Source organism: Pseudomonas sp. MM227, assembly GCF_947090715.1.
GTDB lineage: Bacteria > Pseudomonadota > Gammaproteobacteria > Pseudomonadales > Pseudomonadaceae > Aquipseudomonas > Aquipseudomonas baltica.
The window spans coordinates 4,064,231-4,090,536 of the sequence record NZ_OX352319.1 but is presented as its reverse complement, the minus strand read 5'-3'; the positions used below and the strand labels follow the sequence as shown (position 1 = coordinate 4,090,536).

At 64.2% G+C, this 26,306-nt stretch carries 28 protein-coding genes; 16 read left to right on the top strand and 12 right to left on the bottom strand.

What is annotated here, in order from left to right:
* Positions 1 to 65 precede the first annotated feature (65 nt).
* Positions 66 to 2,900 (bottom strand): excinuclease ABC subunit UvrA, encoded by a 2,835-nt coding sequence (gene uvrA, locus ONG87_RS18650; RefSeq protein ID WP_264381829.1) that lies wholly within the window; start codon positions 2,898 to 2,900, stop codon positions 66 to 68.
* A gap of 165 nt (positions 2,901 to 3,065) precedes the next feature.
* On the opposite strand from uvrA, the gene ONG87_RS18645 reads away from it, so the two are divergent.
* From ONG87_RS18645 to ONG87_RS18625, 5 genes are all read left to right on the top strand, one after another.
* A complete protein-coding gene (locus ONG87_RS18645) occupies positions 3,066 to 4,460 on the top strand; it encodes an MFS transporter (RefSeq protein ID WP_192054910.1) in 1,395 nt (464 codons plus the stop codon).
* Positions 4,461 to 4,469: 9 nt separating this feature from the next.
* On the top strand, positions 4,470 to 5,000 hold the full coding sequence (locus ONG87_RS18640) for a single-stranded DNA-binding protein (protein ID WP_122475629.1): 531 nt from the start codon (positions 4,470 to 4,472) through the stop codon (positions 4,998 to 5,000).
* 302 nt (positions 5,001 to 5,302) lie between these two features.
* Complete coding sequence (locus tag ONG87_RS18635) at positions 5,303 to 6,439, top strand: acyltransferase (protein ID WP_264381828.1); 1,137 nt, start codon at positions 5,303 to 5,305, stop codon at positions 6,437 to 6,439.
* 161 nt (positions 6,440 to 6,600) lie between these two features.
* The gene (locus ONG87_RS18630) at positions 6,601 to 7,485 is read left to right on the top strand and encodes a sugar nucleotide-binding protein (RefSeq protein WP_122475625.1); all 885 of its coding nucleotides are present in this window, start codon (positions 6,601 to 6,603) and stop codon (positions 7,483 to 7,485) included.
* The gene (locus tag ONG87_RS18625) at positions 7,478 to 8,407 is read left to right on the top strand and encodes an NAD-dependent epimerase/dehydratase family protein (protein ID WP_264381827.1); all 930 of its coding nucleotides are present in this window, start codon (positions 7,478 to 7,480) and stop codon (positions 8,405 to 8,407) included. The genes ONG87_RS18630 and ONG87_RS18625 overlap by 8 nt, the downstream gene beginning before the upstream one ends.
* Before the next feature lie 62 nt (positions 8,408 to 8,469).
* Here the strand turns inward: ONG87_RS18625 and ONG87_RS18620 are convergent, their stop codons facing one another.
* From ONG87_RS18620 to ONG87_RS18600, 5 genes are all read right to left on the bottom strand, one after another.
* Entirely contained in the window at positions 8,470 to 9,168 is a 699-nt protein-coding gene (locus tag ONG87_RS18620; RefSeq protein WP_192175885.1) for an OmpW family protein, read from the bottom strand.
* Between the two features lie 94 nt (positions 9,169 to 9,262).
* On the bottom strand, positions 9,263 to 9,778 hold the full coding sequence (locus ONG87_RS18615) for a DUF3299 domain-containing protein (protein ID WP_264381826.1): 516 nt from the start codon (positions 9,776 to 9,778) through the stop codon (positions 9,263 to 9,265).
* An 11-nt stretch (positions 9,779 to 9,789) separates the two neighbouring features.
* Positions 9,790 to 11,055: an ABC transporter permease gene (locus tag ONG87_RS18610; protein ID WP_122475617.1), complete on the bottom strand. Its 1,266-nt coding sequence runs from the start codon at positions 11,053 to 11,055 to the stop codon at positions 9,790 to 9,792.
* Positions 11,055 to 11,774, bottom strand: coding sequence for an ABC transporter ATP-binding protein (locus ONG87_RS18605; protein ID WP_122475615.1), 720 nt, complete (start codon positions 11,772 to 11,774; stop codon positions 11,055 to 11,057). The genes ONG87_RS18610 and ONG87_RS18605 overlap by 1 nt, the downstream gene beginning before the upstream one ends.
* A gap of 3 nt (positions 11,775 to 11,777) precedes the next feature.
* The gene (locus ONG87_RS18600; RefSeq protein ID WP_192058407.1) at positions 11,778 to 12,365 is read right to left on the bottom strand and encodes a DUF2796 domain-containing protein; all 588 of its coding nucleotides are present in this window, start codon (positions 12,363 to 12,365) and stop codon (positions 11,778 to 11,780) included.
* A 183-nt stretch (positions 12,366 to 12,548) separates the two neighbouring features.
* On the opposite strand from ONG87_RS18600, the gene ONG87_RS18595 reads away from it, so the two are divergent.
* Positions 12,549 to 12,908 (top strand): hypothetical protein, encoded by a 360-nt coding sequence (locus tag ONG87_RS18595; protein ID WP_192054899.1) that lies wholly within the window; start codon positions 12,549 to 12,551, stop codon positions 12,906 to 12,908.
* Positions 12,909 to 12,936: 28 nt separating this feature from the next.
* Here the strand turns inward: ONG87_RS18595 and trxA are convergent, their stop codons facing one another.
* Complete coding sequence (gene trxA / locus ONG87_RS18590) at positions 12,937 to 13,809, bottom strand: thioredoxin (RefSeq protein WP_264381825.1); 873 nt, start codon at positions 13,807 to 13,809, stop codon at positions 12,937 to 12,939.
* Between the two features lie 100 nt (positions 13,810 to 13,909).
* Positions 13,910 to 14,368, bottom strand: a complete 459-nt coding sequence (locus tag ONG87_RS18585; protein WP_122475735.1) for a YbaY family lipoprotein — start codon at positions 14,366 to 14,368, stop codon at positions 13,910 to 13,912.
* A 107-nt stretch (positions 14,369 to 14,475) separates the two neighbouring features.
* Here ONG87_RS18585 and nrdR point away from each other — a divergent pair, with 107 nt between their 5' ends.
* The 10 genes from nrdR to ribA all read left to right on the top strand — a co-directional run bounded on the left by nrdR (position 14,476) and on the right by ribA (position 22,057).
* A complete protein-coding gene (gene nrdR, locus ONG87_RS18580) occupies positions 14,476 to 14,940 on the top strand; it encodes a transcriptional regulator NrdR (protein WP_161804299.1) in 465 nt (154 codons plus the stop codon).
* Positions 14,941 to 14,945: 5 nt separating this feature from the next.
* Positions 14,946 to 16,103: a bifunctional diaminohydroxyphosphoribosylaminopyrimidine deaminase/5-amino-6-(5-phosphoribosylamino)uracil reductase RibD gene (gene ribD / locus ONG87_RS18575; protein WP_264381824.1), complete on the top strand. Its 1,158-nt coding sequence runs from the start codon at positions 14,946 to 14,948 to the stop codon at positions 16,101 to 16,103.
* Between the two features lie 45 nt (positions 16,104 to 16,148).
* Positions 16,149 to 16,811 carry a riboflavin synthase gene (locus ONG87_RS18570; protein WP_122475606.1) on the top strand — a complete coding sequence of 221 codons (663 nt, stop codon included), beginning with the start codon at positions 16,149 to 16,151 and terminating at the stop codon, positions 16,809 to 16,811.
* 34 nt (positions 16,812 to 16,845) lie between these two features.
* Complete coding sequence (gene ribBA / locus ONG87_RS18565) at positions 16,846 to 17,937, top strand: bifunctional 3,4-dihydroxy-2-butanone-4-phosphate synthase/GTP cyclohydrolase II (protein ID WP_185795431.1); 1,092 nt, start codon at positions 16,846 to 16,848, stop codon at positions 17,935 to 17,937.
* Between the two features lie 132 nt (positions 17,938 to 18,069).
* On the top strand, positions 18,070 to 18,546 hold the full coding sequence (ribE, locus tag ONG87_RS18560; RefSeq protein WP_122475602.1) for a 6,7-dimethyl-8-ribityllumazine synthase: 477 nt from the start codon (positions 18,070 to 18,072) through the stop codon (positions 18,544 to 18,546).
* Positions 18,543 to 19,043, top strand: a complete 501-nt coding sequence (gene nusB / locus ONG87_RS18555) for a transcription antitermination factor NusB (RefSeq protein ID WP_122475600.1) — start codon at positions 18,543 to 18,545, stop codon at positions 19,041 to 19,043. The genes ribE and nusB overlap by 4 nt, the downstream gene beginning before the upstream one ends.
* Positions 19,044 to 19,060: 17 nt before the next feature.
* Positions 19,061 to 20,026 carry a thiamine-phosphate kinase gene (gene thiL / locus ONG87_RS18550; protein ID WP_264381823.1) on the top strand — a complete coding sequence of 322 codons (966 nt, stop codon included), beginning with the start codon at positions 19,061 to 19,063 and terminating at the stop codon, positions 20,024 to 20,026.
* Entirely contained in the window at positions 20,023 to 20,532 is a 510-nt protein-coding gene (locus ONG87_RS18545) for a phosphatidylglycerophosphatase A (RefSeq protein WP_049860803.1), read from the top strand. Before thiL ends, ONG87_RS18545 begins: the two co-directional genes overlap by 4 nt.
* A gap of 34 nt (positions 20,533 to 20,566) precedes the next feature.
* The gene (locus tag ONG87_RS18540; RefSeq protein WP_122475598.1) at positions 20,567 to 21,313 is read left to right on the top strand and encodes an ABC transporter substrate-binding protein; all 747 of its coding nucleotides are present in this window, start codon (positions 20,567 to 20,569) and stop codon (positions 21,311 to 21,313) included.
* Positions 21,314 to 21,415: 102 nt separating this feature from the next.
* Entirely contained in the window at positions 21,416 to 22,057 is a 642-nt protein-coding gene (gene ribA, locus ONG87_RS18535) for a GTP cyclohydrolase II (RefSeq protein WP_264381822.1), read from the top strand.
* 43 nt (positions 22,058 to 22,100) lie between these two features.
* Here ribA and dxs read toward each other — a convergent pair whose 3' ends face one another.
* The 4 genes from dxs to ONG87_RS18515 form a co-directional block, all read right to left on the bottom strand.
* Positions 22,101 to 23,999, bottom strand: a complete 1,899-nt coding sequence (dxs, locus tag ONG87_RS18530) for a 1-deoxy-D-xylulose-5-phosphate synthase (RefSeq protein ID WP_192058413.1) — start codon at positions 23,997 to 23,999, stop codon at positions 22,101 to 22,103.
* 70 nt (positions 24,000 to 24,069) lie between these two features.
* Complete coding sequence (gene ispA / locus ONG87_RS18525; RefSeq protein ID WP_185795428.1) at positions 24,070 to 24,957, bottom strand: (2E,6E)-farnesyl diphosphate synthase; 888 nt, start codon at positions 24,955 to 24,957, stop codon at positions 24,070 to 24,072.
* Positions 24,954 to 25,196: an exodeoxyribonuclease VII small subunit gene (locus ONG87_RS18520; protein WP_090360636.1), complete on the bottom strand. Its 243-nt coding sequence runs from the start codon at positions 25,194 to 25,196 to the stop codon at positions 24,954 to 24,956. The genes ispA and ONG87_RS18520 overlap by 4 nt, the downstream gene beginning before the upstream one ends.
* Positions 25,197 to 25,275: 79 nt before the next feature.
* Positions 25,276 to 26,301 (bottom strand): NAD(P)-dependent alcohol dehydrogenase, encoded by a 1,026-nt coding sequence (locus tag ONG87_RS18515; RefSeq protein ID WP_264381821.1) that lies wholly within the window; start codon positions 26,299 to 26,301, stop codon positions 25,276 to 25,278.
* Positions 26,302 to 26,306: the final 5 nt, after the last annotated feature.

Here is a 26,306-nt window from a genome sequence, read left to right as displayed (position 1 = left end):
CGCTGCTACAGGGATGGCGTTTTGTCTGAAACTAAAAAGCCCCGCTTGTGCGGGGCTTTTTGGTTTCAGGCTTTGTCGCGTTCGAGCAGGGGCTTGAGGTAATGGCCGGTGTAGGACTGCTTCATGTCCGCAACCTGCTCCGGGGTGCCGACGGCGATGATCTGGCCGCCTTTGGAGCCGCCCTCCGGGCCCAGGTCGACCAGCCAGTCTGCAGTCTTGATGACGTCGAGGTTGTGCTCGATCACCACCACGGTGTTGCCGTGGTCGCGCAGGCGATGCAGCACGTCGAGCAGCTGCTGGATATCGGCGAAGTGCAGGCCAGTGGTGGGTTCGTCGAGGATGTAGAGGGTCTTGCCGGTGTCGCGCTTGGACAGCTCGCGCGACAGCTTGACCCGCTGTGCTTCACCGCCGGACAAGGTGGTCGCCGACTGCCCCAGCTTGATGTAGGACAGGCCGACATCCATGAGCGTCTGCAGCTTGCGCGCCAGTGCCGGTACCGCATCGAAGAACTCGCGCGCCTCCTCGATGGTCATCTCGAGGGTCTCGTGGATGTTCTTGCCCTTGTACTTGATCTCCAGGGTTTCGCGGTTGTAGCGCTTGCTCTTGCAGACATCGCAGGGCACATAGATGTCGGGCAGGAAGTGCATCTCAACCTTGATCAGGCCGTCACCCTGGCAGGCCTCGCAGCGACCGCCCTTGACGTTAAACGAGAAGCGGCCCGGGCCATAACCGCGTGAGCGCGATTCCGGCACCCCAGCGAACAGTTCGCGGATTGGGGTGAACAATCCGGTGTAGGTGGCAGGGTTCGAGCGCGGCGTGCGTCCGATCGGGCTCTGGTCGATGTCGACCACTTTGTCCAGGTGCTGCAAGCCATTGATGCTGTCATGCGCCGAAGCTTCCAGCGTGGTTGCCCCGTTGAGAGCGGTGGCGCTGAGGGGGAACAGGGTGTTGTTGATCAGGGTCGACTTGCCCGAGCCGGAAACGCCGGTGACGCAGGTCAGCAAGCCGATCGGGATCTCCAGATCGACATTGCGCAGATTGTTGCTGCGGGCGCCCTTGAGCGTCAGGGCCAGCTTTTTGTTGCGCGGCGTACGCTTGGCTGGCACGGCGATCTTCACGCGGCCGGACAGGTACTTGCCGGTCAGCGAGTCGGGATGGTCCATGACCTCCTGCGCGGTGCCCTGGGCGACGATATGGCCGCCATGCACGCCGGCGCCGGGGCCGATGTCCACAACGTAGTCGGCGAGGCGAATGGCATCTTCGTCATGCTCGACGACGATGACGGTATTGCCGATGTCGCGCAGGTGCTTGAGGGTCCCCAGCAACCGATCATTGTCCCGCTGATGCAGGCCGATGGAGGGCTCGTCGAGAATGTACATCACGCCGACCAGGCCCGCACCGATCTGGCTGGCCAGACGGATGCGCTGGGCTTCGCCGCCGGACAGCGTGTCGGCACTGCGGTCCAGGGTCAGGTAGTCCAGGCCGACGTTGACCAGAAACTGCAGGCGCTCGCGGATTTCCTTGAGGATCTTGTCGGCAATTTCGCCCTTGCGTCCGGTCAGGGCCAGCGTACCGAAGTACTCGGTGGCGTCGCCGATCGGCAGGCCGGTAACGGCGGGCAGGGTTTTCTCGCCTACCCATACATGCCGAGCCTCGCGGCGCAGACGCGTGCCGCGGCAGTCCGGGCAGGGCTGGGTGCTGAGGAACTTGGCGAGTTCTTCACGGACGCTGGCCGATTCGGTTTCGCGGTAGCGGCGTTCGAGGTTGGGCACGATGCCTTCGAACGGGTGCGAACGTTTGACGATATCGCCGCGGTCATTCAGGTAGCGGAAGTCGACGTTGTGAGTGCCGCTGCCGGTGAGGATGACTTTCTGCTGGTCGGCCGGCAGCTCGTTGAACGGCACGTCCAGGCTGAACTGATAATGGCTGGCGAGCGAACCGAGCATCTGGAAATAGTAGACGTTGCGCCGGTCCCAGCCGCGGATCGCGCCCTCGGCCAGGGTCAATTCGCCATTCACCAAGCGCTTGTTGTCGAAAAACTGCTTCACGCCCAGGCCATCGCAGGTCGGGCAGGCGCCGGCCGGGTTGTTGAAGGAGAACAGCTTGGGTTCCAGTTCGCTGATTGCGTGGCCGCAGATCGGGCAGGCAAAGCGTGCGGAGAAGATGATCTCTTCGAACGGTTCGTCGTCCATCGACGCCACCAGGGCGATGCCATCGGCCAGCTTCAACGCCGTCTCGAACGATTCGGCCAGACGCTGTTGCAGGTCGGCACGGACCTTGAAGCGGTCCACCACCACTTCGATGGTGTGCTTCTTCTGCTTGTCGAGCTTGGGCAGCTCGTCCATTTCGTAGAGCTTGCCGTTGATGCGCGCACGGACGAAACCCTGCGCGCGCAGCTCTTCGAAAATGGCCAGGTGCTCGCCTTTGCGTTCGCGGATAACCGGGGCCAGCAGCATGAGGCGGGCGCCTTCGGGCTGCGCCAGGACGAGGTCGACCATCTGGCTGACGGTCTGGGCCTCCAGCGGAATGTCGTGATCCGGGCAGCGCGGCGTGCCCACGCGGGCGTACAGCAGACGCAGGTAGTCGTAGATCTCGGTAATGGTGCCGACGGTGGAGCGCGGGTTGTGCGATGTCGACTTCTGCTCGATGGAAATGGCCGGCGACAGACCTTCGATGGTGTCGACGTCGGGCTTTTCCATCATCGACAGGAATTGCCGGGCATAGGCCGACAGCGATTCGACGTAGCGGCGTTGGCCTTCGGCGTAGAGGGTGTCGAAAGCCAGGGAGGATTTGCCTGAACCCGACAGCCCGGTGATCACGATCAGTTTGTCACGGGGCAGGGTCAGGTCGATGTTTTTCAAATTGTGGGTTCGAGCCCCACGTACCAGAATCTTGTCCAAGGCGGCCTCGCGCGGCGGGCGTAAACAGGTGAGTATACGGGGCTTGTCAATGGCACGGCACGGTGAGTGCGCGCAAAGATGAAGAAGGCGCGTCATAGCGTCGCCGTCTGTGCCGTTACTGGGTGGGACTGGTAGAATCGTCACCGGTTCACACGAGGTTTATCCATGCACGATCCCCACAGCGAACGCATGAGCAGCGGTGAAACCCGCGCAGCCAGCGGGTTGGCCCTGGTGTTCGCTTTCCGCATGCTGGGCATGTTCATGGTCCTGCCAGTGCTGGCGACCTATGGCATGGACCTGGCGGGCGCCACCCCGGCCCTGATCGGTCTGGCGATCGGCGCCTATGGCCTGACCCAGGCATTCCTGCAGATCCCTTTCGGGGTCATCTCCGACCGGATCGGCCGTCGTCCGGTGATCTACGGCGGCCTGGTGATCTTCGCCATCGGCAGCGTGGTCGCGGCCCAGTCCGACTCCATCTGGGGTGTGATCGCTGGACGCGTTCTGCAGGGCGCCGGGGCGATATCGGCAGCGGTCATGGCCCTGCTATCGGACCTGACCCGCGAACAGAACCGCACCAAGGCGATGGCCATGATCGGCATGAGCATTGGCGTGTCGTTCGCGGTGGCGATGGTGGTCGGGCCACTGCTGACCCGCGCCTTCGGCCTGCATGGCCTGTTCCTGGCGACCGGCGGGCTGGCGTTGGTTGGCATCGCGCTGGTGGCCTTCGTGGTGCCCAAGGCGACGGCACATACCCTTCATCGTGAGTCGGGCGTGACCCGCAGCGAGATGCTGGCCACCCTCAAGCACCCCGATCTGCTGCGCCTGGACCTCGGCATTTTCGTGCTTCACTCGATCCTGATGGCAAGCTTCGTCGCCTTGCCACTGGCATTGGTGGAGCGCGCCGGGTTGCCCAAGGAGCAGCATTGGTGGGTGTACCTGACCGCCCTGGTCGTATCTTTTTTCGCAATGATTCCGTTCATCATCTACGGCGAAAAGAAGCGCAAGATGAAGCGTGTTCTGCTGGGCGCGGTGGCGACCTTGATGCTGGTGGAGGTGTTCTTCTGGGCGTTCGGCGACAGCCTGAGGGCGCTGGTCATTGGCACGGTGGTGTTCTTCACGGCGTTCAACCTGCTGGAGGCGTCGCTGCCTTCGTTGATCAGCAAGGTTTCGCCAGCCGGCGGCAAGGGCACGGCCATGGGGGTGTATTCCACCAGCCAGTTCCTGGGGTCGGCCATGGGTGGCATCCTTGGTGGTTGGTTGTTTCAGCAGGGTGGCCTGGGTGTGGTCTTCATCGGATGCGCGGCGCTGTGCGCCCTGTGGCTGGCCATAGCTGTTACTATGCGCGAACCACCCTACGTGACCAGTCTGCGCTTGCCGCTTTCGCCCCAAGCGATGCGCGAGACGGGATTGGCCGAGCGGTTGAAAGCCGTGCCCGGTGTAACAGATGCGGTGGTGGTGGCAGAAGAGGCCGCCATCTATATCAAATTGGACAAAGAAATTTTGGATCGCACCGCCCTCGAGCGCCTGGTCAACCCAGCGCCGACAGCGTGCGAAGCCTAGGAGAACGTTATGGCCCGTGGGGTTAACAAAGTCATTCTGGTGGGTACTTGCGGTCAGGATCCTGAGGTCCGTTTCCTGCCCAACGGCAATGCGGTCACCAACCTGAGCCTGGCCACCAGCGAGCAGTGGACCGACAAGCAGAGCGGCCAGAAGGTCGAGCGTACCGAGTGGCACCGTGTGTCGATGTTCGGCAAGGTTGCGGAGATCGCCGGTGAGTACCTGCGCAAGGGCTCGCAGGTGTACATCGAAGGCAAGCTGCAGACCCGCGAGTGGGAAAAGGACGGTATCAAGCGTTACACCACCGAGATCATCGTCGACATGCAGGGCACCATGCAGCTGTTGGGCGGCCGTCCGCAGAACAACGACCAGCAGGGCGGCGGTGGCAACAACTACCAGCAGTCGGCACCGGCCCCACGTCAGCAGGCGCCGCGCCCGCAGCAGTCCGCGCCGCAGCAGCGTTCGGCTCCGCCTGCGCAGCAGCAGCCAGCACAGCAGCCGGCTCCGGACTTTGACAGCTTTGATGATGATATTCCGTTCTAGCGCATATCTGCACCGCCCGTATGAACTGAAAAAGCCCCGCTGCCAACCGGCACCGGGGCTTTTTGCCGCTCGCCAAAAAGCAGGCGAGGGTGCTGCTTCGAGCAGGCCTCATAAAGCGGCTTTGACGCCAGTTTTTCAGCTGTTTTCACAGCGGCAAAATATAAATATATGCATCGCGTATTACCTTGCCCTGGCCCCGCCGCTTCACTAAGATTTTTCCAACTTCGCGGCCCTGTTGCCCACGCTTCGTTACCTGGAGCGCACTGCCTGCAGCCGATACACCCTTCGAACGGAATCACGTCATGGCTTCAGGTCAACGCTTTCACGCGCTCGACAGTCTTCGCGGTATCTGCGCGTTGGCCGTTGTGCTGTATCACCTGCACGTGGTCGGCAGTGTGACGGAGCTGGCGTTCTTTCGCAGTGCCGATTTGTTCGTGGATTTCTTCTTCGTGCTCAGCGGCTTCGTGATCACCCATGCCTACGGCGCGCGGCACGATCTGGACTTGCGTCGATTCTTCATTCTGCGCACCTTTCGTCTGGCGCCCTTGCATGTCTGTTTGCTGGGCGTGTTCATCGTCTTCGAGTTCGTGAAGTGGGGCGCCGCGCAGCAGGGGGTCAACTTCAACAAGGAGCCGTTCACCGGTATGTATGCGCCTTCGCAGATCGTGCCCAACTTGCTGTTGATCCAGGCGTGGACGCCGTGGACGGAGAACATGTCGTTCAACTATCCGTCCTGGAGCATCAGCATCGAGTACTACATGTATTTGATTTTCGCCGCGGTGGTGCTGTGCACGTCGGCGCGTCGTCGGGTGCTGGCCTGGGCAGGCATCGTCATGGGTGCTGCGGCGTTGTTGTACAGCGGTGCGGGGCCGTTCACGGCGCTGGCCTACAAGGGGCTGGCGTGCTTCTTCGCCGGGGCGCTGTGCTACAAGGCCTTCGAGGCACTGCGCCGACGGGTGCAGCCGGGGTTCGCAATGGCTTCGCTGCTCGAAGTCGTGGCGGGCGGATCTATTGTCTGGGTGCTCAGCAGTGACGAGCCGAACAAGGCCATGCTGGCCAGCGCTCTGTTCTGCCTGACGGTGACCTTGTATGCGTTCGATGCCGGGATCGTTTCCAACGTGCTGAAGACGCGTGTGTTCGAGCTGCTGGGGCGACTGTCCTACTCGATCTACCTGACCCATGTGATCATTTTGAGTGTGTTGATCCTGCTGTTCATGGTGTTGGAGAAGAAGACCGGCTTGCCGCTGGCGCCGGTGTTCGGAGATTTCCGTTATCTGGACAGCGGTTACCCGTGGCTGAACAATCTGCTCGTGGGCCTGGTATTGCTGGCCGTGATCGGGGTTTCCTTCATCACCTACCACCTGATCGAGGTCAACGGGCAGAAGTTGGGGCGTCGTTTACTGGGGCATCGATTGCCTGCGCAGGCCGTGCCGGGCTGAGCCTGCAGCGCTGTCACGAAACCCTGTTTTTGATAGCACGTGACGTCAGCGTCAGAAAAACGCAAAATGGCTGTTCGATTCGAGTGCGGGCGAAGGTTTTGTCGTCGACCACGCGCCTGCGGTTAATCTGAACTGCCAATTTGAACGGACCTGCTGACTCTATGCGAATGCGCCTTATGCTGTTGGGCGGTGGGAATGCCCTAGGACAAGCGCTGATTCGCCTCGGAGCGGAAGAGGGCATCGGCTTCCTGGCCCCGCGGCCGCCGGAAAACGGTTGGGACGGGGCGAGCCTCACCGACCTGCTCGATGAAACCCGCCCCGATGCGCTGATCAATCTGGCGTACTACTTCGACTGGTTTCAGGCCGATGCAGTGAGCCAGGCGCGCCTGGACCAACAAGAAATCGCGGTAGAGCGCCTGGCCGAACGCTGCCAGCAGCACCAGATCGTGCTGTTGCAGCCTTCCAGCTATCGTGTGTTCGATGGCTCGCGGGCCACTGCCTACAGCGAAAAGGATGAGCCGGTGCCCCTTGGCCTGCGCGGTCAGGCGCTGTGGCGCATCGAGCAGAGCGTGCGCGCGGCCTGCCCACGGCACGTGCTGTTGCGGTTCGGCTGGCTGCTGGACGACAGCGCCGACGGCGTGCTGGGGCGCTACCTGCAGCGCGCCGAGCTGCCGCAACCGCTGCCGCTGGCCGATGACCGGCGCGGCAATCCGACCCCGGTGGATGATGCCGCGCGGGTGATCCTCTCGGTGCTCAAGCAGCTGGACTGCGAAGCGCCGCTGTGGGGCACCTACCACTATGCCGGCAACGAGGCGACCACTGCCTTGGCCCTTGGCCAGGCGATCATCAGCGAAGCCAGGACGATGCACGCACTGGCGATCGATGCGCCCACCGCGCAGGCCCACGCCGCGCGGCCCGATGCCGGGGAAGAACCGCAGCACGCCGTGCTGGCCTGCAAGAAAATCCTGCACACCTTCGGTATCAAGCCGCGCGCCTGGCGTTCGGGGCTGCCGAGCCTTCTGGACAGATACTACCGACATGGCTGATACACCCATTCTGATCACCGGCGGTGCCGGTTTCATTGGCTCCCATCTGGTCGATGCGTTGCTGGCCGAAGGTCACTCGGTGCGGGTGCTCGACGACTTGTCCACAGGCAAGCGCAGCAACCTGCCGATGGAAAACCCCAGGCTGGAGCTGATCGAAGGCGATGTCGCCGACGCACGCCTGTTGGCACAGGTGGTAGGCGGCTGCAAAGCGGTGGTGCACCTGGCCGCGGTCGCTTCGGTGCAGGCTTCCGTGGACGATCCGGTGAAGACTCACCAGAGCAACTTCATCGGCACCTTGAACCTGTGCGAAGCGATGCGTCTGGCGGGGGTCAAGCGTGTGCTGTTCGCTTCCAGTGCCGCGGTGTATGGCAACAATGGCGAAGGTGAGGCGGTCGGCGAGAACACACCCAAGGCACCTTTGACGCCCTATGCATCGGACAAGCTGGCCAGTGAGTACTATCTGGACTTCTACCGCCGCGAGCATGGGCTGGAGCCGGTGGTGTTTCGCTTCTTCAATATCTACGGGCCGAGGCAGGATCCTTCCTCGCCGTATTCGGGCGTCATCAGTATTTTCAGCGAGCGTGCCCAGCGTGGGCAGCCGATCAGCCTGTTCGGCGATGGCGAACAAACCCGCGACTTCTTCTATGTCGGTGACCTGGTGACTTTGCTGATGCAGGGGTTGCAGCAGGCCACCGTGCAACCGGGGCCGGTGAACGTAGGGTTGAACCAGGCGACGTCGCTCAATCAGCTGCTGGCTGGGCTGGGCGCAGTGCTGGGCGGTTTGCCGGCGGTGAGCCACGGCCCGGCGCGTGCGGGCGATATCCGTCACTCGCGCGCCGACAACGCCTTGCTGCTGGAACGCTTCGAACTGGGCCCGGTGACGCCGCTGGAAGAAGGGTTGCGGCGCCTCCTGGCACTGTAACCGCCCACTGCCGCCAGCCCGTTGCCGCACCGATGGGGCAGGGCTGGCGGCAGGATCGTTGCCTAGAACTTGTAGCCCACACCCACCATGTACACCCACGGATCGACTTCCAGGTCGACTTTGGTGCGGCCGACGCCCAGCGCCGTGGGGCCGTCGACGCTGGCCTTGGTGTCGATGTCGACGTACCAGACCGACGCGTTGAGCATCATGTGCTCGCCCAACATGTAGTCGAAACCCAATTGCCCGGCAATGCCCACCGAGTCCTGGATCTTCAGGTTGTCGAAGCCCTGCTGCTTGCGCGCGCCACTCAGGTCTTCGTCGTAGAACAGGGTGTAGTTGATGCCGACGCCGGCGTACGGCTGGAAGCGCGACGTTGGCGCCAACGGGTAGTACTGCAATGACAGGGTGGGAGGCAGTTGCTTGACGTCCGCCAGCTTGCCATCGAGCCCGCCGATACCGGTGGCGGCGCTGATTCCGCGCACGCCTACGGTGTGCTGGAATGGAGTGGCCGCCAGCAGCTCGATGCCGACGTGGTCGGTGAGCATGTAGGCGAAGGCCAGGCCCAGCTGCGTGTCGCTGTCGAGGGTGGCTTTGGTGCCTGCGATCTTGGCGCCGTCCAGCTTGAGCTGGCCGCTGTCTTCATTGGGCGCGGTGGTGGCGGCGCCGGCGCGAATGATCATGTCGCCGGCCTGGTGGGCCTGGGCCTGTGAGGTTGCCAGCGCCAGGGCAATCAGTGAGGCGCCGAGCAAGGACTTGTTCATGGGGGCTCCATTGGGGAATGCGAAGGACATTCGCCCAATGGTAGTCAGTGCGTCGCTGCGGTTTTTTGATCTGGCTCAATGAAAAGTCATTGGCTCAGTCGGGAAGTTCGTAGGCATAGATCTTCGCCGCAGCCATCTGGTAGCCGGCCTGGGCCAGGTCGCTGGTGCTGGCCTTGACCTGCATCGGTCCCTCGATCCAGTAGGGCTGGTAGAGCTCCTCGACCTTGACCCCGACGGCGCTGGTGACGTGCACGATCTGGTTGGACGGCGGCGGCGGTACATGGATGCAGGCGCCGAAATAGGGCACCAGAAGAAACTCGGTGGTCCGACCGGCCTCGTTGACCTCCAGCGGCACGATGTAGCCGGGGATGCGCAGCTGCTGACCGTCCAGTGCCTGGACCACGGGTGCATCGGGCGCCTGCTGGTGGACGGCAGGCGCTGCTTCGGCCAAGGTCGTGCCGATGTTCGCCAGATCGTGCATTGGCGTCATCTGCGGGGTCAGCTTGGGCGCATCCGGCGGGATCAGCGCCTCCCAGCTGACTTCCTTGAGCTCGGCTGCGGACAGCGACATGCTGGTCAGCAGCAACAGGGCCATTACCGCGCGCAACATAGGCGAAATCCTCACAGGTGGATCGACAGGCCGTCGGCCAGAGATTGCCGGTAGGCGCGCCAGGCCGGAATCGCGCCCATGACCACTGCGGCTGCGAGGATGATCCCCAGCAGCGACCACTCATAGGCGCTGGGCAGGCTCAGCGGCAGATACAGGCCGTAGTTGGACTGCACGTAGCCCTGCGCGCAGGCAATGCCCAGGTACAACAATGCCATGCCCGCGAGGATTCCGACCAGTGCCAGGGCGAAGGCTTCGAGAATCAGCAGGCCGGCGATGTGCCAGGGACGAGCGCCGACCGAGCGCAGGATGGCCATCTCGCGACGGCGTTCGTTGAGGCTGGTGACGATGGCCGTGAGCATGCCGATCAGGCCGGTCAGCACGACGAATACGGAGATCACGAACAACGCCTGTTCTGCGGTGCCCATCAGGCTCCACAGCTCCTGCAGGGCCACGCCGGGCAGGATCGCCATCAACGGTTCGCCGCGAAAGTCGTTGATGTCGCGTTGCAGGGCGAAGGTGGCGATCTTGCTGTTCAGGCCGACCATGAACGCGGTGATGGCGCTGGGTGTGAGGTCCATGTTGCGCGCCTGGTCGGCGCTTATGCGTCCGGCGCCGCGCGCCGGTACGCCATTCTTCCAGTCGACATGGATCGCTTCCATGCCGCCCAGGCTGATGTGCAGCGTGCGATCGACCGGCGTACCGGTGCGGGCGAGGATGCCGACGACGGTGAACGGCTTGTCGTCGTGCTTGACCAGGCTGATCGCCGCCACGCCGTGGGCCAGCACCAGTTTGTCGCCGAGCTTGTAATGCAGGGCATCGGCGACCTGCGCGCCAAGCACCACCTCGAACGGGTCGGTCTGGAAGGCACGGCCCTGGACCACCTGCAGCGACTGCCGGCGGCCGTACTGATAGTGTTCGAAATAGCTCTGGTTGGTGCCCATGACCCGGTAGCCGCGGTGCGAGTCACCCAGCGAGATGGGGATGGCCCACTTGACCTGCGGGTTGTTGGCGTAATGCTCGAAACTGTCCCAGCGGATGTTGTTGGTCGCGTTGCCGATGCGGAACACCGAGTAAAGCAGCAGGTTGACCGAGCCGGAGCGGGCGCCGACGATCAGGTCGGTACCGCTGACCGTGCTGGCGAAGCTGGCACGGGCTTCGTGGCGCACACGTTCCACGGCCAGCAGCAGGCACACCGACAGGGCAATGGCGAAGGCGGTCAGGAACGCGGTGAAGCGGCGGTTGGCCAGGCTGGCCAGGGCAAGACGAAGCAGGTACATCAAGACACCTCGGGTGAGGCAGGGCGTGCTGCGTGATTGAGTTCGGCCAGGGACAGGTGGCGGTCGAACAGAGGCGCCAGGCTTTGATCGTGACTGACGAACAGCAGGCTCGAGCCGGCGGCGCGGCATTCGGCGAACAGCAGTTGGATGAAGGCTTCACGGGCGTCGCTGTCCAGTGCCGAGGTCGGCTCGTCGGCGATCACCAGTTCGGGCTGGCCGATCAGCGCGCGCGCAGCCGCCACGCGTTGCTGCTGACCGATGGAGAGGGTGTCGGCACGGCGTTGGAGCAGGGCCGGATCGGTCAGGCCAAGGTGTGCCAGCAGTTGCGTGGCCGCCTGGGCAACACTGCCATGGCGCTGCACGGCGCGAGCGGTGCGGCGGCGGGAGAAGCGGCAGGGCAGCTCCACGTTCTCACGCACCGACAGGAACGGCAGCAGGTTGAATTGCTGGAAGATGTAGCCCGTGTGTTCGACGCGAAACCGGTCACGGGCGGCAAAGCTCAACTCGCTCAGGTTCTGCCCGAGCAAGTGAACGCTGCCATGCTGCGGCGTGTGCACGCCGCCGAGCAGGCCCAGCAGGGTGGTCTTGCCACTGCCGCTGGGGCCCTTCAGGAACAGGGTTTCCCCACGCTCCAGACGGAACGCGGGAATGTCCAGCAACATCGCTTGGCCAGGCCAGGCAAAGCCCAGTTCGGCCAGCTCGATCAATGCATCGCTCATGGGTCAGAATTTCAGGCTGCTTTGCTTGGGGGTGAGGTCCGTACCCTGCTGGCCGGACGGGCCGATCAGTTGTACCTGAATTTTCTGGGTGGCGGGGAAGGTGCTGAACAAGCGCGCCAGGTCCAGGTGTTCCAGGGCCTGTGGCGACGCGCAGGTGAAGTGGTAGTGCGCATGAATCTCGCTGTGCTCGTGGTGATGCTCTTCACCTTGCTTGGTTTCTGCGGCGTCGTGCTCGTGGGCAGGCTTGTCGCCGAACAACGGGCTTTCCAGCTTCTGCTCGGCGACTTTGCAATTGGCTGCGGCGGGCAGGCCGAACAGGGCCAGGGGTTGCTCGAGGGTCTTGCGTGCCGCGGCGACCTTGGCCTTGTCGGCATCGCTGCTGGCGGCATGCTCGAAGCCCACCAGGTTCATGGCCGGGCTTTGCAGTTCCAGTTCGAGGGATTGGCCATCCAGGGCGGCGTCCAATCGTGCCACGCCGTGTTCGTGGGCGCCGAGGCTGCCGTGCTCATGCTCATGCTCGTGGCCCTCCTCGTGGGCATGGGCGACGAAGGGCAGCAGAGCGAAGGGCAGGGCAAGCATGAGACGGCGCATTGGGGAATCTCGTGAGCGATATGGAAACGCAATGTTATAACAAATTTACATTGGGTTGCCATGTGTCTGTAAAGATTCATGTTCGGTTCAGGCAATGCGTGCAGAGGGCTTGAAGTCGAAGCCGGGATTGCTTCACCCGCGAGGCGCTGCTACAACGAGGCCTCGTTATGGAAGGGCATCCGCATGATCAGAATCAAAGGTACCGTAGGCAACCTGCCGGTGGACCTGGCCATAGACATGGACGCTGAGGACTGGGCGCACCTCGCTGGCCCATTCGCGACAGCGTCCGAGGCTGTGCTGACGTCGGCAGCGGCGCCCGCGCCAGGCAAGGCCAAGGCCCAGGACGATGGCGCCTGGCGCAGCGTTCTTCATCTGCTGGAGCAGGCAGGTCGTATCGACGGTCCGGCATTGCTGGATCAGGTGCAGGGGCTGGTCGGTGACGTGGCGGCTGGCAAGCGAATGCTGGTGCGCTTGCGCCATTGCCCGCAGGTGAGAGTAGAAGCCGGCGCGGATGCGCCGGTCTATTGCTGGGTTGGCGGCTAGCCGAAAGCACCGCGTGCCCGGCAGTCCGTCAGTACAGCGCGGCGAACAGCTTGCGGCGGTAGCTGGTCACCAGCGGGTGGTCGTTGCCGAGCAGCTCGAACACCTGCAGCAATGTCTTGTGCGGCAGCCCTTCGCTGTAACTGCGATTGCGCATGAACAGCTGTAGCAGTCCGTCCAGCGCTGCTTCGTAATGCTGCCGTGACAGCTGCTGGATGCACAGTTGGTACGCTGCTTCGTCGTCGCCAGCGTCGCGGGCCAGGCGTGCCTTGAGGTCGGCTGCATCGGGCAGGGCCGCCGCCTGACGCAGGAAGGTCAGTTGCGCCTTGGCCCCGGCCAACGCAGCCTTGTGCTCGTCACCACTGACGGCATCGAGTACCTGTTGCGCTTCGTCCAGCTCGCCGCGCTCGGCCAGGCAGCGGGCGAACAGGATCAGCGCGCCAGGGTTGGCATTGTCTTCGGCCAGCAGCCCCTTCAAGGTCTGCTCGGCTTCGCCGAAGCGGCTCTCGCTGAACAGGGCCTGCGCCAGTTCCAGTGGATCGGCCGCCGCCGGCGGTGGCATCTGCACATGCGGTTCGAGCAGGGCGCGGATGGCCGACTCAGGTTGTGCGCCAGCGAAGCCATCCACCGGCTGACCATCCTTGAACAACACCACGGTGGGCAGGCTGCGAATGCCGAAGCGGCCGACGATGTCGGGTTCGGCGTCGCAGTCGACTTTGGCCAGAACCAGCTCGCCTGCGTAGCCCTCGGCAATCTGTTGCAGCAAAGGCATCAGCACTTTGCAGGGGGCGCACCATTCGGCCCAGAAATCCACCAGCACGGGTTTGATGTAGGAGTTCTGGATGACGGCCTGATCGAAATCGGCTGTGGTCACGTCGAAGATATACGGGGTTTCTTGACTCATGTGAATCTCGCGGATCTGCGGTTCGGTGGACTATAAGGGATTCGAATCGGGCCCACCACCGCCGCTCGTTTGGCCGGGTGGTGGGCGTTGCCCGAGCGTTTCAGGGGGCCTTGATCATTTCCAGGTTGCCCAGCAGCTGGGTGGTGGGCTGGTTGATCTGCACGGCAGGCAGGTGCAGGATCAACTGCCCCGACTGACTGGCGCGGGCGCGCAGCTCGACCCGCGAACCGGCCGGGAAGGCTTCGGCGGCAAAGCGCAGCTGGAAGGGCAGGGGTTGGCCGGTGCCCCGCTGCTTGGCGCTGGCCAGCAGTTTCTGCGGACGCGCCCGGGAATCGATCACCAGCAGGGCCATCTCGACTTCGGCGCCGGTAGGTACGCCGAGCAGGTTGCCGCTGAGCTGGCGCTGGTAGGCCGGCAGCGGCCCCAGTTCCACGGGCGCCTTGATGACGGGCGCTGCCGTCGGCGGCGGGGTAGCGCTGGCCACGGGCTTGGGCGCATCGCTGCTGCAGGCGGCGAGCAGGCTGAAGAGAGCGAGCAGAACGAGCGACTTGGACGGCATTTCGAAACCCAACGAAAGTAGAGCCGTCTGTATACCGCAAAGCCCCGGGCTTGTCTTGCCAGTGGGATGCGCTACCATGGCCCTCCCTTTTTTTGTTGCCTGCCACCATGCACTGTCCCTTCTGCGGTGCCAACGACACCAAGGTCATCGACTCACGACTGGTCGCCGAGGGCGAGCAAGTACGCCGGCGCCGTGAGTGCCTGGCTTGCGGTGAGCGTTTCACCACCTTCGAAACCGCCGAACTGGTGCTCCCGCGACTGATCAAGCAAGACGGCAGCCGCCAGCCTTTCGACGAAGAAAAACTGCGCGCGGGCATGCAGCGAGCGCTGGAAAAACGCCCTGTCAGTGTCGAGCGCCTCGAGGCGGCGCTGGTGCACATCAAGCATCAGTTGCGCGCCACGGGCGAACGCGAGGTCAAGTCGCTGGTCGTCGGCGAGTGGGTCATGACCGAGCTGCAAAAGCTCGATGAAGTGGCCTACATCCGTTTTGCTTCGGTGTACCGGCGCTTCCAGGACCTGGACGAGTTTCGCGAGGAAATCGACCGCCTGGCGCGCGAGCCGGCGAAGGAATGATGAGCATGCCCGACCCGACGGCCAGTGATACCCGGCACATGGCCCGCGCGTTGGAGTTGGCGCGCAAAGGCGTGTATTCCACTCATCCCAATCCACGCGTGGGTTGCGTGATCGTGCGTGACGGTGAAACGGTCGGCGAAGGCTGGCACGTCCAGGCCGGCGGCCCCCATGCCGAGGTGCACGCTCTGCGCCAGGCCGGCACCCGCGCGCGGGGCGCCACGGCCTATGTAACGCTCGAGCCGTGCAGCCACTACGGGCGTACGCCGCCATGCGCCGAGGCGTTGGTCGAAGCCGGCGTGGCGCGGGTGGTGGTGGCCATGCAGGACCCCAATCCGCAGGTGGCCGGGCAGGGCCTGGAGCGCCTGCGACAAGCGGGCATCGCCGTTACGTGCCCGCTGCTTGCCGCCGAGGCCCGGGCGCTGAACCCCGGATTTCTCAAACGCATGGAACACGGCCAGCCCTACGTTCGGGTAAAACTGGCCATGAGCCTGGACGGGCGCACGGCCATGGCCAGCGGCGAGAGCCAGTGGATCACCGGGCCTGCCGCGCGTTCGGCAGTGCAGCGCCTGCGGGCGCAATCCAGCGCCGTACTGACCGGCGCCGACAGCGTGATTGCCGACGGTGCGCGGATGACCGTGCGCGCCACCGAGTTGGGGCTGGATGCCGAGGCTACCGAGCTGGCAACGCGCCGCGTGCCATTGCGCATTCTGATCGACGGCCGCCTGCGGGTGCCGCTGGATGCGCCGTTCTTCCTGGCCGGGCCGGCGCTGGTCGTGACCTGCGCAGACGCAACGGATCACCCCGAATACGTTCAGGCCGGTCACGAACTGCTGAGCCTGCCGGGCAGGGATGGGCGAGTCGATCTGCCGGCTCTGTGCGGCGAGTTGGCGCGCCGAGGCCTCAACGAAGTCCTGGTGGAAGCCGGAGCGAGCCTGGCAGGGGCCTTCGCCCGCCAAGGCCTGGTGGACGAGTATCAGATATTCATTGCCGCCAAGTTCATGGGCTCCACGGCGCGGCCGTTGCTCGACTGGCCACTGGCGCACATGAGCGAATCGGTGCCGTTGCAGATCATCGACATGACGGCGGTGGGCGACGACTGGCGCGTGATCGCCGTCCCGACCCTTGCGCCACAGCCCGCTACGGCACCGGCAAAGCGCGTATAATTTCCGGCTTGCGCCTGGCGCCAGCCTTGTTCTCGAGGAGGACTCATGTTCACCGGCATCATCGAATCCATCGGCAGCATCCGTGCGTTGACCCCCAAGGGCGGTGACGTGCGCGTACACGTCGACACCGGCAAGCTCGACCTGGGCGATGTCAAACTCGGCGACAGCATTGCCATCAATGGCGTCTGCCTCACGGCCGTCGAACTGCCGGGCAACGGCTTCGTCGCCGACGTCAGCCGCGAAACCCTGGACTGCACCGCTTTCCACCAGCTCAAGAACGGCAGCCGGGTCAACCTGGAAAAGGCCCTGACCCCCACCACGCGTCTGGGTGGGCACCTGGTCAGCGGCCATGTCGATGGCGTCGGCGAGGTGGTTTCACGCCAGGAAAACGCCCGCGCCGTGGAATTCCGTATCCGCGCGCCGAAAGAGTTGGCCAAGTACATCGCCCACAAGGGTTCGATCACCGTCGACGGCACCAGCCTGACGGTGAACGCCGTGGATGGCGCCGAGTTCGCATTGACGATCATTCCGCACACGCTGAGCGAAACCATCATGGACGACTACCGTCCAGGTCGCCTGGTCAACCTCGAGGTCGATCTGCTGGCGCGCTACCTGGAGCGTCTGCTGCTGGGCGACAAGGCCAGCGAGCCGAGCCAGGGCGCCATCAGCGAAAGCTTCCTGGCGGCCAACGGCTACCTGAAATCCTGAACAGCGCGCTGTTCTGAACACAAGGGGGTGCCGCGTGGCGCTCAACACGATCGAAGAGCTGGTGGAAGATATCCGCCAGGGCAAGATGGTCATCCTGATGGATGACGAAGACCGCGAAAACGAAGGTGACCTGATCATGGCCGCCGAATGCTGCAAGGCCGAGCACATCAACTTCATGGCCCGCCACGCGCGTGGCCTGATCTGCATGCCGATGACCCGCGAGCGCTGCGAGACGCTCAAGCTGCCGCTGATGGCGCCGCGCAACGGGTCGGGCTTCGGTACCAAGTTCACCGTGTCCATCGAAGCGGCCACCGGCGTGACCACCGGCATCTCCGCCGCCGACCGCGCCCGCACGGTGCAGGCCGCGGCTGCGGCCGATGCGCGCGCCGAGGACATCGTCAGCCCTGGGCACATCTTCCCGTTGATGGCCCAGGCGGGCGGCACGCTGGCCCGCGCGGGCCACACCGAGGCTGCGTGCGACCTGGCGCGGATGGCCGGCTTCGAGCCCAGCGGGGTGATCTGCGAGGTGATGAACGACGACGGCACCATGTCGCGCCGTGCCGAGCTGGAGGTGTTCGCAGCCCAGCATGACATCAAGATCGGCACCATTGCCGATCTGATCCACTATCGGATGATCCATGAACGTACCGTTCAGCGGATTGCCGAGCAGCCGCTGGACAGCGAACTGGGCCAGTTCAACCTGGTGACCTATCGTGATTCGGTGGAAGGCGACGTGCACATGGCGCTGACCCTGGGCACAGTGGTGGCGGACCAGCCGACCCTGGTGCGGGTGCATAACATGGACCCGCTGCGCGACCTGTTGATGGTCAAGCAACCGGGCCGCTGGAGCCTGCGCGCGGCGATGAGCGCGGTTGCCGAGGCCGGCAGCGGTGTGGTGCTGTTGCTCGGCCACCAGCAGGACGGCGACGTACTGCTGGCGCACCTGCGTGAAAGTGCCGGGCAGGCCGTGGCAAAAACCCCGACCACCTACAGTATCGTCGGCGCCGGTTCGCAGATCCTGCGCGACCTGGGCGTGCGCAAGATGCGCCTGCTCAGCTCGCCGATGAAGTTCAATGCGATATCCGGATTCGATCTGGAAGTTGTAGAATACGTGCCCTCCGAATAAAGACAGGCTGCAAGGGTGGCGGCGGTGCCGATGCATAGGCCTGCCCGTGACCTGCAGTCTCGATGTTCGTGATCCATTATCCGCAGAGGCCGCCTGCAGGCGGCCTGGCTCTTTAAGATGAGACAGACCCGAATGACCCTGAAGACCATCGAAGGTAACTTCATCGCCCCCAAAGGCCGCTACGCCCTGGTGGTTGGCCGCTTCAACAGCTTCGTCGTCGAAAGCCTGGTGAGCGGCGCCGTCGATGCCCTGGTTCGCCACGGCGTCAGCGAAAGCGACATCACCCTGATTCGCGCCCCGGGTGCGTTCGAGATCCCGCTGGTCGCGCAGAAGGTTGCACAGCAAAGCGAATACGCCGCGATCATCGCGCTGGGCGCAGTGATTCGGGGCGGTACGCCGCACTTCGAATACGTTGCCGGCGAATGCACCAAGGGTCTGTCCCAGGTGTCGATGGAGTTCGGTGTGCCGGTCGCCTTCGGCGTACTGACCGTGGACACCATCGAGCAAGCCATCGAGCGCTCCGGCACCAAGGCTGGCAACAAGGGTGCGGAAGCTGCGCTTTCTGCCCTGGAAATGGTCAGCCTGCTGGCGCAGTTGGAGGCCAAGTGATCAACGACGAAAGCGATCGCTTCAATCCACGCGATCCCAAGCCTGCGGACGCCGGCAAGCCTTCACGCAGCGCCAAGCGCCGCGAGGCGCGTCAATTGGCAACCCAGGCCCTGTACCAATGGCACATGGCCAAGCATTCGCTGAACGAGATCGAAGCGCAGTTCCGCGTCGACAACGATTTCGGTGACGTCGACGGCGCCTATTTCCGCGAAATCCTGCACGGTGTGCCGGCCAGCCGCGATGAAATCGACAGCGCCCTGGCGCCGTGCCTGGACATCACCATCGACGAGCTCGATCCGGTCGAGTTGGCCGTGCTGCGCTTGTCCACCTGGGAACTGCTCAAGCGGGTCGACGTGCCTTACCGTGTGGTGATCAACGAAGGCATCGAGCTGGCCAAGGTGTTCGGTTCCACCGACGGCCACAAGTTCGTCAACGGCGTGCTCGACAAGCTGGCGCCGAGCTTGCGTGGCCCGGAAGTGGCAGCGCACAAGCGCTGATCGCGGACATGCAGCCCATGGGCGAATTCGAGCTGATCCGACACTATTTCGCCGCCGCGTCCTGTGCGCGGGCCGGCGATGGTGTGGCCTTGGGCATCGGCGACGATTGTGCCCTGCTGGCGCTGGCACCGGGCGAGCAGATGGCGGTTTCCACCGACACTCTGGTGGCCGGCGTGCATTTTCCCCAGGGTGCCGACCCCCTCCTGCTGGGCCAGCGCGCCCTGGCCGTCGCGGCCAGCGACCTGGCTGCCATGGGGGCCAGCCCTCTGGGATTCACCTTGGCCCTGACCCTGCCCAGCTTTTCGGCGCAGTGGTTGCAAGGGTTCGCCACCGGCCTGGATACCATGGCCGAGCGCTGCGGCCTGCGCCTGGTCGGGGGTGACACCACGCGTGGCCCGTTGAGCCTGACCCTGACTGTGTTCGGCCGTCTGCCCCATGGCTTGGCGCTGACGCGTAGCGGTGCCCGACCGGGTGATCTGCTGTGCGTCGGCGGCAGGCTGGGCGACGCTGCGGGCGCGCTGCCGCTGGTGCTTGGCCAGCGACATGCCGAGCCTGCGGTGGCCGGGCCCTTGCTGGCTCACTACTGGTCACCGCTGCCGCAATTCGAACTGGGCCAGGCCTTGCGGGGCAGGGCCAGCGCGGCGCTGGATATCTCCGACGGCCTGTTGGCCGACTGCGGCCACATTGCCAGGGCATCGAAAGTCGCCTTGCGGGTGGAACGCGAGCGACTGCCGGTGTCCAATGCCCTGCAGTCGCTGCTCGGCCTGGAACAGGCCTGGTCAGCGGCGCTGAGCGGGGGGGACGACTATGTATTGGCCTTCACCCTGCCTCCTGAAGAAGAAACCACCCTGCGCGCTCAGGGCGCGGTGTTTTTCGTCATCGGCCAAGCGAGTGTTGGCGAAGGCGTCACGCTGGTCGACCGTCACGGCCAGGACATCACCCCGACCATTCGGGGCTACCAACATTTTGCGGAGACACCGTGACAGACCATCCCAACCAGGTTCCAGCGGAGTTCGTGCCCCCTTCGGTGTGGCGTAATCCATGGCATTTCCTGGCCTTCGGTTTTGGCTCCGGAACCTTGCCCAAGGCGCCGGGCACCTGGGGATCGATGGTCGCCGTGCCGTTCATTCCGTTGTGGCAGATGTTGCCCGACTGGGGCTACTGGCTGATGCTGGGCGTAAGCATGCTGTTCGGCATCTGGCTGTGCGGCAAGGTCGCCGACGACCTGCGCGTGCATGACCACGAAGGCATCGTCTGGGACGAGATGGTCGGCATGTGGATCACCCTGTGGCTGGTGCCCGAAGGTTGGGTCTGGCTGTTGGTGGGGTTTCTGGTGTTCCGCTTCTTCGACATTCTCAAGCCATGGCCGATTCGCTGGATAGATCGCCACGTGCATGGCGGTGTGGGTATCATGTTCGATGATGTGCTGGCTGGGGTCTTTGCCTGGTTGGCCATGCAGCTGCTGGTGTGGGGCTGGAGCTTCGTGTGAATCGGCGTGCAGGCCGGCTTTGAGGGCGCAACGGATGGCTGGGTGGCGAGGGTTGCTGGGAGCGGCGATGCTGTTGGTGTGCTGGGCAGCCAGTGCAGAGGTATCGCTGCCGCCTGCGCGCATCGATCTGGTCAGCGAAGCCTGGGAAGACTATACCAACGCTGACGGCAGTGGCCTGGCCTGGGACGTGCTGCGCGAGGTCTTCCAGCCAGCAGGCATCGCCGTGGTCACACGCAGCGAGCCCTACATTCGGTCGGTCGGGCTGGTACAGCAGGGTCAGGCCGATGCCTGGGTCGGTTCTTACCAGAACGAGGCACATGCCCTGTACCCGCGCTGGCATTATGACACCGATCACATCTTCGCCTTGAGCCTGGCCGACAAGCCTCAGGTCGATTTCGCCAGCCTGGGCGGCTATCGACTGGCCTGGGTACGCGGCTACCAATTCCAGAAATACCTGCCTAACGTGCGAACCTACAATGAGGTCCAGCGCCGCACCGGCATCCTGTCCATGCTCGAACACGATCGTGCCGACTATTACGTCGATGCCCTGACCGAAATCGAAGTGATCCTGCGCCAGGCCGCCGAGCCCGAGCGTTTCAAGCGCGTGCACGTGGCCGAGTTGCCGCTGTACCTGGGCTTCAGCGACAGTGCGCGTGGCCGGGCATTGCTTGCCGTCTACGATCAGCGCATGGAACAGTTGGTCAAGACCGGGCAGCTGCGCGGGATCTACCAGCGCTGGGGCCAACCCTATCCGTTCGACCCCGCGTTGCCAGCCCCTTGATCGAGCCGCGGCACAGGCGCGACGATCATCCACTGAGCAGGTGCGCAGAGCTGCTGTTACAATACTGCCCTTGTCAAGTTCATCAAGAATCAGGAGCACCCGGTGCCCGTCGTTTTTGTCGCTGCTTCTCAGCTTCCCACGCCTTTCGCTTTGTTCACCATGCATGGTTTTCTCGATGAGGCCACGGGCCGCGAGCATGTCGTGCTCAGCCTGGGCGATGTGGCTGACGGCGCGCCCGTACTGGGGCGCCTGCATTCGGAATGTCTGACCGGGGACGCGCTGTTCAGCCAGCGCTGCGACTGCGGCTCGCAACTCGAAGCCGCATTGCAGGCCATTGCCCGGGAAGGGCGCGGTGTCTTGCTGTACCTGCGCCAGGAAGGCCGGGGTATTGGCTTGCTGAACAAGATCCGTGCCTATGAATTGCAGGACGGCGGTGCCGATACGGTCGAGGCCAACGAGCGCCTGGGCTTCGCTGCCGACCAGCGCGACTACGGCATGTGCGAACCGATGCTCGAGCACTTGGGGGTCAAGGCCTTGCGCTTGATGACCAACAATCCGCGCAAGGTCAAGGCGTTGACCGACATGGGCATCAGCGTGGCCGAGCGGGTACCGCTGCACACCGGGCACAACCCACACAACAAATACTACCTGGCCACCAAGGCCGGCAAGCTTGGCCACATGATGGGCAGCGAGCATCAGGGGGAAGTGGTCGGCACGATCCGCAAGGGTAGTGAAGGGATGTAGCGCGCTGCAGGGCTGACGGTGTGAGCCCTGCAGCGAAGTGACGTCAGCGTTGCAGCAGGCGCTGGCGCAGGGTAATGGCCGCTTCGATACCCACCGCATCCAGGCCACATTCGGCCAGCATCTGCGCAGGCTTCGCGTGTTCAACATAGGCATCCGGCAAGCCGAGGTGCAACACGGGCTTGAGCACGCCTTCGCGGGCCAGGAATTCACTGACCGCTGAACCTGCGCCACCCATGATGGCATTCTCTTCGAGCGTGACCAGCAGATCGTGGCTGTCGGCCAGCTCACGGACCAGTTGCTCGTCGAGCGGCTTGACGAAGCGCATGTCGGCAACGGTGGCGTCGAGCTTTTGCGCGACTGTCAGCGCCTCGGTCAGCTGCACACCGAACACCAGAATGGCGATGCCACGACCCTTGCGACGCACCACGCCCTTGCCGATCTCGATGCTGTCCAGGCCGGCGCCGATCACTGCGCCCGGGCCATTGCCGCGTGGATAGCGTACGGCCGCCGGCCCCGGGTAGTGGTGGCCGGTGCTGAGCATCAGGCGCAGCTCGTTTTCGTCGCTGGGCGTCATCACCAGCATGCCGGGGATACAGCGCAGGTACGACAGGTCGTAGCTGCCGGCATGGGTCGGACCGTCTTCGCCGACCAGGCCTGCCCGGTCGATGGCGAACAGGACGTCGAGGTTCTGCACCGCCACGTCGTGGATCAGCTGATCGTAGCCGCGCTGCAGGAATGTCGAATAAATAGCCACCACCGGCTTGGCGCCTTCGCAGGCCATGCCGGCCGCCAGGGTCACCGCATGCTGTTCGGCAATGGCGACGTCGAAGTAACGCTCGGGGAAGCGTTCGCTGAAAGCGACCAGGTCCGAGCCTTCCTTCATGGCCGGGGTAATACCGACCAGGCGTTGGTCGGCTTCCGCCATGTCGCACAGCCACTGCCCGAACACGCCCGAGTACTTCGGCCCGCTGGCCTTGGCTGGAGCCACGACCGGAGCGTCGAGCGGGTCGAGCTTGGTGATGGCGTGGTAGCCGATCGGGTCGACCTCGGCCGGGGCGAAGCCCTTGCCCTTCTTGGTGACTACGTGCAGGAACTGCGGCCCCTTGAGGTCGCGCATGTTGCGCAGGGTGGCCACCAGGGTTGGCAGGTCATGGCCGTCGATCGGCCCGATGTAGTTCCAGCCCAGTTCTTCGAACAGGGTGCCGGGAACCAGCATGCCCTTGGCGTATTCCTCGGTGCGGCGAGCGATTTCCCAGGCACCGGGCAGGCGCGATAGCACCTTCTTGCTGCCCTCGCGCATGCTGGTGTAGGTACGGCTGGAGAGAATCTTGGCCAGGTAATTGGACAACCCACCGACGTTGCGCGAAATCGACATGTCGTTGTCGTTGAGGATCACCAGCATGTCGGCATTGACTTCAGGCGCATGGTTCAGCGCTTCGAAGGCCATGCCTGCGGTCAGCGCGCCATCGCCGATCACGGCAATGGCCTTGCGCCCGCTGTTCTGCAGGCGCGCGCCGATGGCCATGCCCAATGCGGCACTGATGGACGTGCTGGAGTGGCCGACGCCGAAGGTGTCGTATTCGCTTTCGCTGCGCCGCGGAAAGGCGGCGATGCCGTCCTTCTGGCGCAGGCTGGCCATGCGCTCGCGGCGGCCGGTGAGGATCTTGTGAGGGTAGGCCTGGTGGCCGACGTCCCACACCAGACGATCGTCGGGCGTGTCGAAAACGTAGTGCAGGGCGATGGTCAGCTCTATGACGCCCAGGCCGGCACCGAAATGCCCGCCGGTCTGGCCGACCGTATAGAGCAGCTCCTGGCGCAGTTCGTCTGCCAGTGTTTCGAGCTCGGCTTCGCCCAGACGGCGCAGGCCGGCAGGAGTGTCAGCACGGTCGAGCAGAGGCGTCGCCGGGCGTTCGCGGGGGATCTCTTGAAACGTCGTGGGCATCAGGCGAATCGTTATGAGTTCTAGGAATGGATCAGTTTACCTGATGCGGCGTCGGGTGCGCACGCGCTCGTCAGTTGCGTCGCGCCACAATGTAGCGCGCCAGTTCGCGCAACGGCTCGGCAGCGGCGTCGAACGGACGCAATGCATGCAACGCCTGATCGCGCAGATCCAGCGCATAGGCCTTGGCCGCATCGAGCCCGAGCAGCGCCGGGTAGGTCGGTTTGTTCAAGGCGATATCGGCACCCTGGCGCTTGCCCAGGGTGGCGGTATCGCTTTCGACGTCGAGGATGTCGTCCTGCACCTGGAAAGCCAACCCAACCGCTTGTGCATAAGTCTGCAGGCACTCGAGCTGCGACGGCTGCGCCCGCGCGCTGGCCAGCGCGCCGAGGCGTACGCTCGCCTCGATCAGGGCGCCGGTCTTGTGCCGGTGCATGAATTCGAGCGCCTGCTGGTTCAACTGCAGGCCCACCGAGCCCAGGTCGATGGCCTGGCCACCGACCATTCCCGCCGGGCCAGCAGCCTGGGCCAGCACCTGGACCATGCTCAGTCGTATGGCATCGCTTTGCGGGCTCAGGGCTGGGTCGAGCAGCGCGGTGAAGGCCAGGCTTTGCAGGCCATCACCGGCCAGGATCGCGCAGGCTTCGTCGAACGCCTTGTGCGTGGTGGGCTGGCCACGGCGCAGGTCGTCGTCGTCCATGGCCGGAAGGTCGTCGTGCACCAGCGAGTAGGCGTGGATCAGCTCCACCGCACAGGCGGCGCCATTGGCTTGGGTAGCATCGGCGCCCAATGCCTCGCAGGCGGCGTAGGCGAGCAGCGGACGAACCCGCTTGCCGCCGTTCATGACGCTGTAGCGCATGGCTTGGTATAACCGGGTCAGCTCGGCCGAGGGCGGCACGAACAGGTCTTGCAGGGCGCCGTCCACGCGCTGTTGGCAGAGAGCCTGGTAGGCGGCGATCATTCAGGCTGTTCCGTATCGAAGGGTTCTTCGGTGAGCTCGCCGTCCTTTTCCAGCAGGACCTGTACTTTCTGCTCGGCCTGGGCCAGCGCGCTCTGGCAGTCACGGGTAAGGCGGATGCCGTTCTCGAAAGCGCTCAGCGAGTCTTCCAGCGACAGCTCGCCGTTCTCCAGGCGTTCGACCAGCGTCTGCAGGTCGGCCAGGGATTGTTCGAAATCCAGGGATGCTTTTTTGCGGGCCATGGCAGCGGTCTCGGCGAGAAGGATTGAAACCGGGCGACGTTAGCAGACGGGCGGCTGCGGGGCAAATGGAGCGCCGCGTCTACAGGCCCTGGACCCGCTCTTCGCCGACGTGCATCACGGCTCGATAGTGGACCCGCCCTTTTCGCAACTGCAGTATGGCGTGGTTGACATCTTCCAGCGGCCACGACTGTACCCACGGCAGTACCTGGCGCGCTGCCGCGAAGTCCAGCGTGTCCAGAATGTCCTGGCGCCCGCCGACATTGGCGGTGGTGATGCTCAGGGTCTTGTACATCATGGACGCGATATCGAACGTCACCGGCGGTGGCATGCCGGCAAAACACAGCACGCCGAAGGGGCGGAGCATGTCGACGATGGTTGACCAGTCGCACGCGACCGCGCTGGTCACCAGAATGTAGTCCAGGGCATTGCGGACCTGATTGCACTCCACCGGTTTGCTCAGGTCGATGAAACGGTTGGCGCCCAGGGTCAGGGCATCGCGCTGCTTGTGCGGGCTGCTCGAGAGGGCGGTGACCCGGCAGCCGCGCTTGGCTGCGAACTGGATGGCAAGATGGCCCAGGCCACCGATGCCGACGATGCCGACGGCCATGCCGGGCCAGGTGGCGCGCTTGAGCGCCGTGTGCACGGTGACGCCGGCGCACAGCAGGGGCGCGGCGTGTTCGCTGTTCAGCTCGTCGGGGATGGGGAACACGAAACGGCTGTCGCAGTACAGGTAGTCGGCCAGCCCGCCGTGCTCTCCGTGAGTGCAGGTAGCGATCAGGCAGGGGCAGTGCTGCTCCTCGCCACGCAGGCAGAATTCACAGGCCAGGCAGGCGCTGCGGTACCAGCCCACGCCGACGCGTTGTCCCAGGCGCACCCCGGCTACTTTTTCACCCACGGCGCTGACGCGGCCGACCACTTCGTGCCCGCACACCTGAGGGAAGACACTGGCCTCGCCCCAGTGGCCATCTATCAGGTGCAGATCGCTGCTGCACAGACCGCAATGAGTGACCTGAATCTCCACATCCATCGGCTTCAGGGGTGGGCTGCGGTAGCTGAGCGTCATCAGTTCACGCTGGCGTTGTGCTGCCGCCCAGGCGGTGACCATTCGCC

What these genes read in the sequence shown, in the direction of transcription:
- ONG87_RS18645 (WP_192054910.1), top strand. Translation starts at nt 3,066, where the DNA reads ATGCACGATCCCCACAGCGAACGCATGAGCAGCGGTGAAACCCGCGCA.
- ONG87_RS18640 (WP_122475629.1), top strand. Translation starts at nt 4,470, where the DNA reads ATGGCCCGTGGGGTTAACAAAGTCATTCTGGTGGGTACTTGCGGTCAG.
- ONG87_RS18635 (WP_264381828.1), top strand. Translation starts at nt 5,303, where the DNA reads ATGGCTTCAGGTCAACGCTTTCACGCGCTCGACAGTCTTCGCGGTATC.
- ONG87_RS18630 (WP_122475625.1), top strand. Translation starts at nt 6,601, where the DNA reads ATGCGAATGCGCCTTATGCTGTTGGGCGGTGGGAATGCCCTAGGACAA.
- ONG87_RS18625 (WP_264381827.1), top strand. Translation starts at nt 7,478, where the DNA reads ATGGCTGATACACCCATTCTGATCACCGGCGGTGCCGGTTTCATTGGC.
- ONG87_RS18620 (WP_192175885.1), bottom strand. Translation starts at nt 9,168, where the DNA reads ATGAACAAGTCCTTGCTCGGCGCCTCACTGATTGCCCTGGCGCTGGCA.
- ONG87_RS18615 (WP_264381826.1), bottom strand. Translation starts at nt 9,778, where the DNA reads ATGTTGCGCGCGGTAATGGCCCTGTTGCTGCTGACCAGCATGTCGCTG.
- ONG87_RS18610 (WP_122475617.1), bottom strand. Translation starts at nt 11,055, where the DNA reads ATGTACCTGCTTCGTCTTGCCCTGGCCAGCCTGGCCAACCGCCGCTTC.
- ONG87_RS18605 (WP_122475615.1), bottom strand. Translation starts at nt 11,774, where the DNA reads ATGAGCGATGCATTGATCGAGCTGGCCGAACTGGGCTTTGCCTGGCCT.
- ONG87_RS18600 (WP_192058407.1), bottom strand. Translation starts at nt 12,365, where the DNA reads ATGCGCCGTCTCATGCTTGCCCTGCCCTTCGCTCTGCTGCCCTTCGTC.
- ONG87_RS18595 (WP_192054899.1), top strand. Translation starts at nt 12,549, where the DNA reads ATGATCAGAATCAAAGGTACCGTAGGCAACCTGCCGGTGGACCTGGCC.
- trxA (WP_264381825.1), bottom strand. Translation starts at nt 13,809, where the DNA reads ATGAGTCAAGAAACCCCGTATATCTTCGACGTGACCACAGCCGATTTC.
- ONG87_RS18585 (WP_122475735.1), bottom strand. Translation starts at nt 14,368, where the DNA reads ATGCCGTCCAAGTCGCTCGTTCTGCTCGCTCTCTTCAGCCTGCTCGCC.
- nrdR (WP_161804299.1), top strand. Translation starts at nt 14,476, where the DNA reads ATGCACTGTCCCTTCTGCGGTGCCAACGACACCAAGGTCATCGACTCA.
- ribD (WP_264381824.1), top strand. Translation starts at nt 14,946, where the DNA reads ATGCCCGACCCGACGGCCAGTGATACCCGGCACATGGCCCGCGCGTTG.
- ONG87_RS18570 (WP_122475606.1), top strand. Translation starts at nt 16,149, where the DNA reads ATGTTCACCGGCATCATCGAATCCATCGGCAGCATCCGTGCGTTGACC.
- ribE (WP_122475602.1), top strand. Translation starts at nt 18,070, where the DNA reads ATGACCCTGAAGACCATCGAAGGTAACTTCATCGCCCCCAAAGGCCGC.
- thiL (WP_264381823.1), top strand. Translation starts at nt 19,061, where the DNA reads ATGGGCGAATTCGAGCTGATCCGACACTATTTCGCCGCCGCGTCCTGT.
- ONG87_RS18540 (WP_122475598.1), top strand. Translation starts at nt 20,567, where the DNA reads ATGGCTGGGTGGCGAGGGTTGCTGGGAGCGGCGATGCTGTTGGTGTGC.
- dxs (WP_192058413.1), bottom strand. Translation starts at nt 23,999, where the DNA reads ATGCCCACGACGTTTCAAGAGATCCCCCGCGAACGCCCGGCGACGCCT.
- ispA (WP_185795428.1), bottom strand. Translation starts at nt 24,957, where the DNA reads ATGATCGCCGCCTACCAGGCTCTCTGCCAACAGCGCGTGGACGGCGCC.
- ONG87_RS18520 (WP_090360636.1), bottom strand. Translation starts at nt 25,196, where the DNA reads ATGGCCCGCAAAAAAGCATCCCTGGATTTCGAACAATCCCTGGCCGAC.
- ONG87_RS18515 (WP_264381821.1), bottom strand. Translation starts at nt 26,301, where the DNA reads ATGGTCACCGCCTGGGCGGCAGCACAACGCCAGCGTGAACTGATGACG.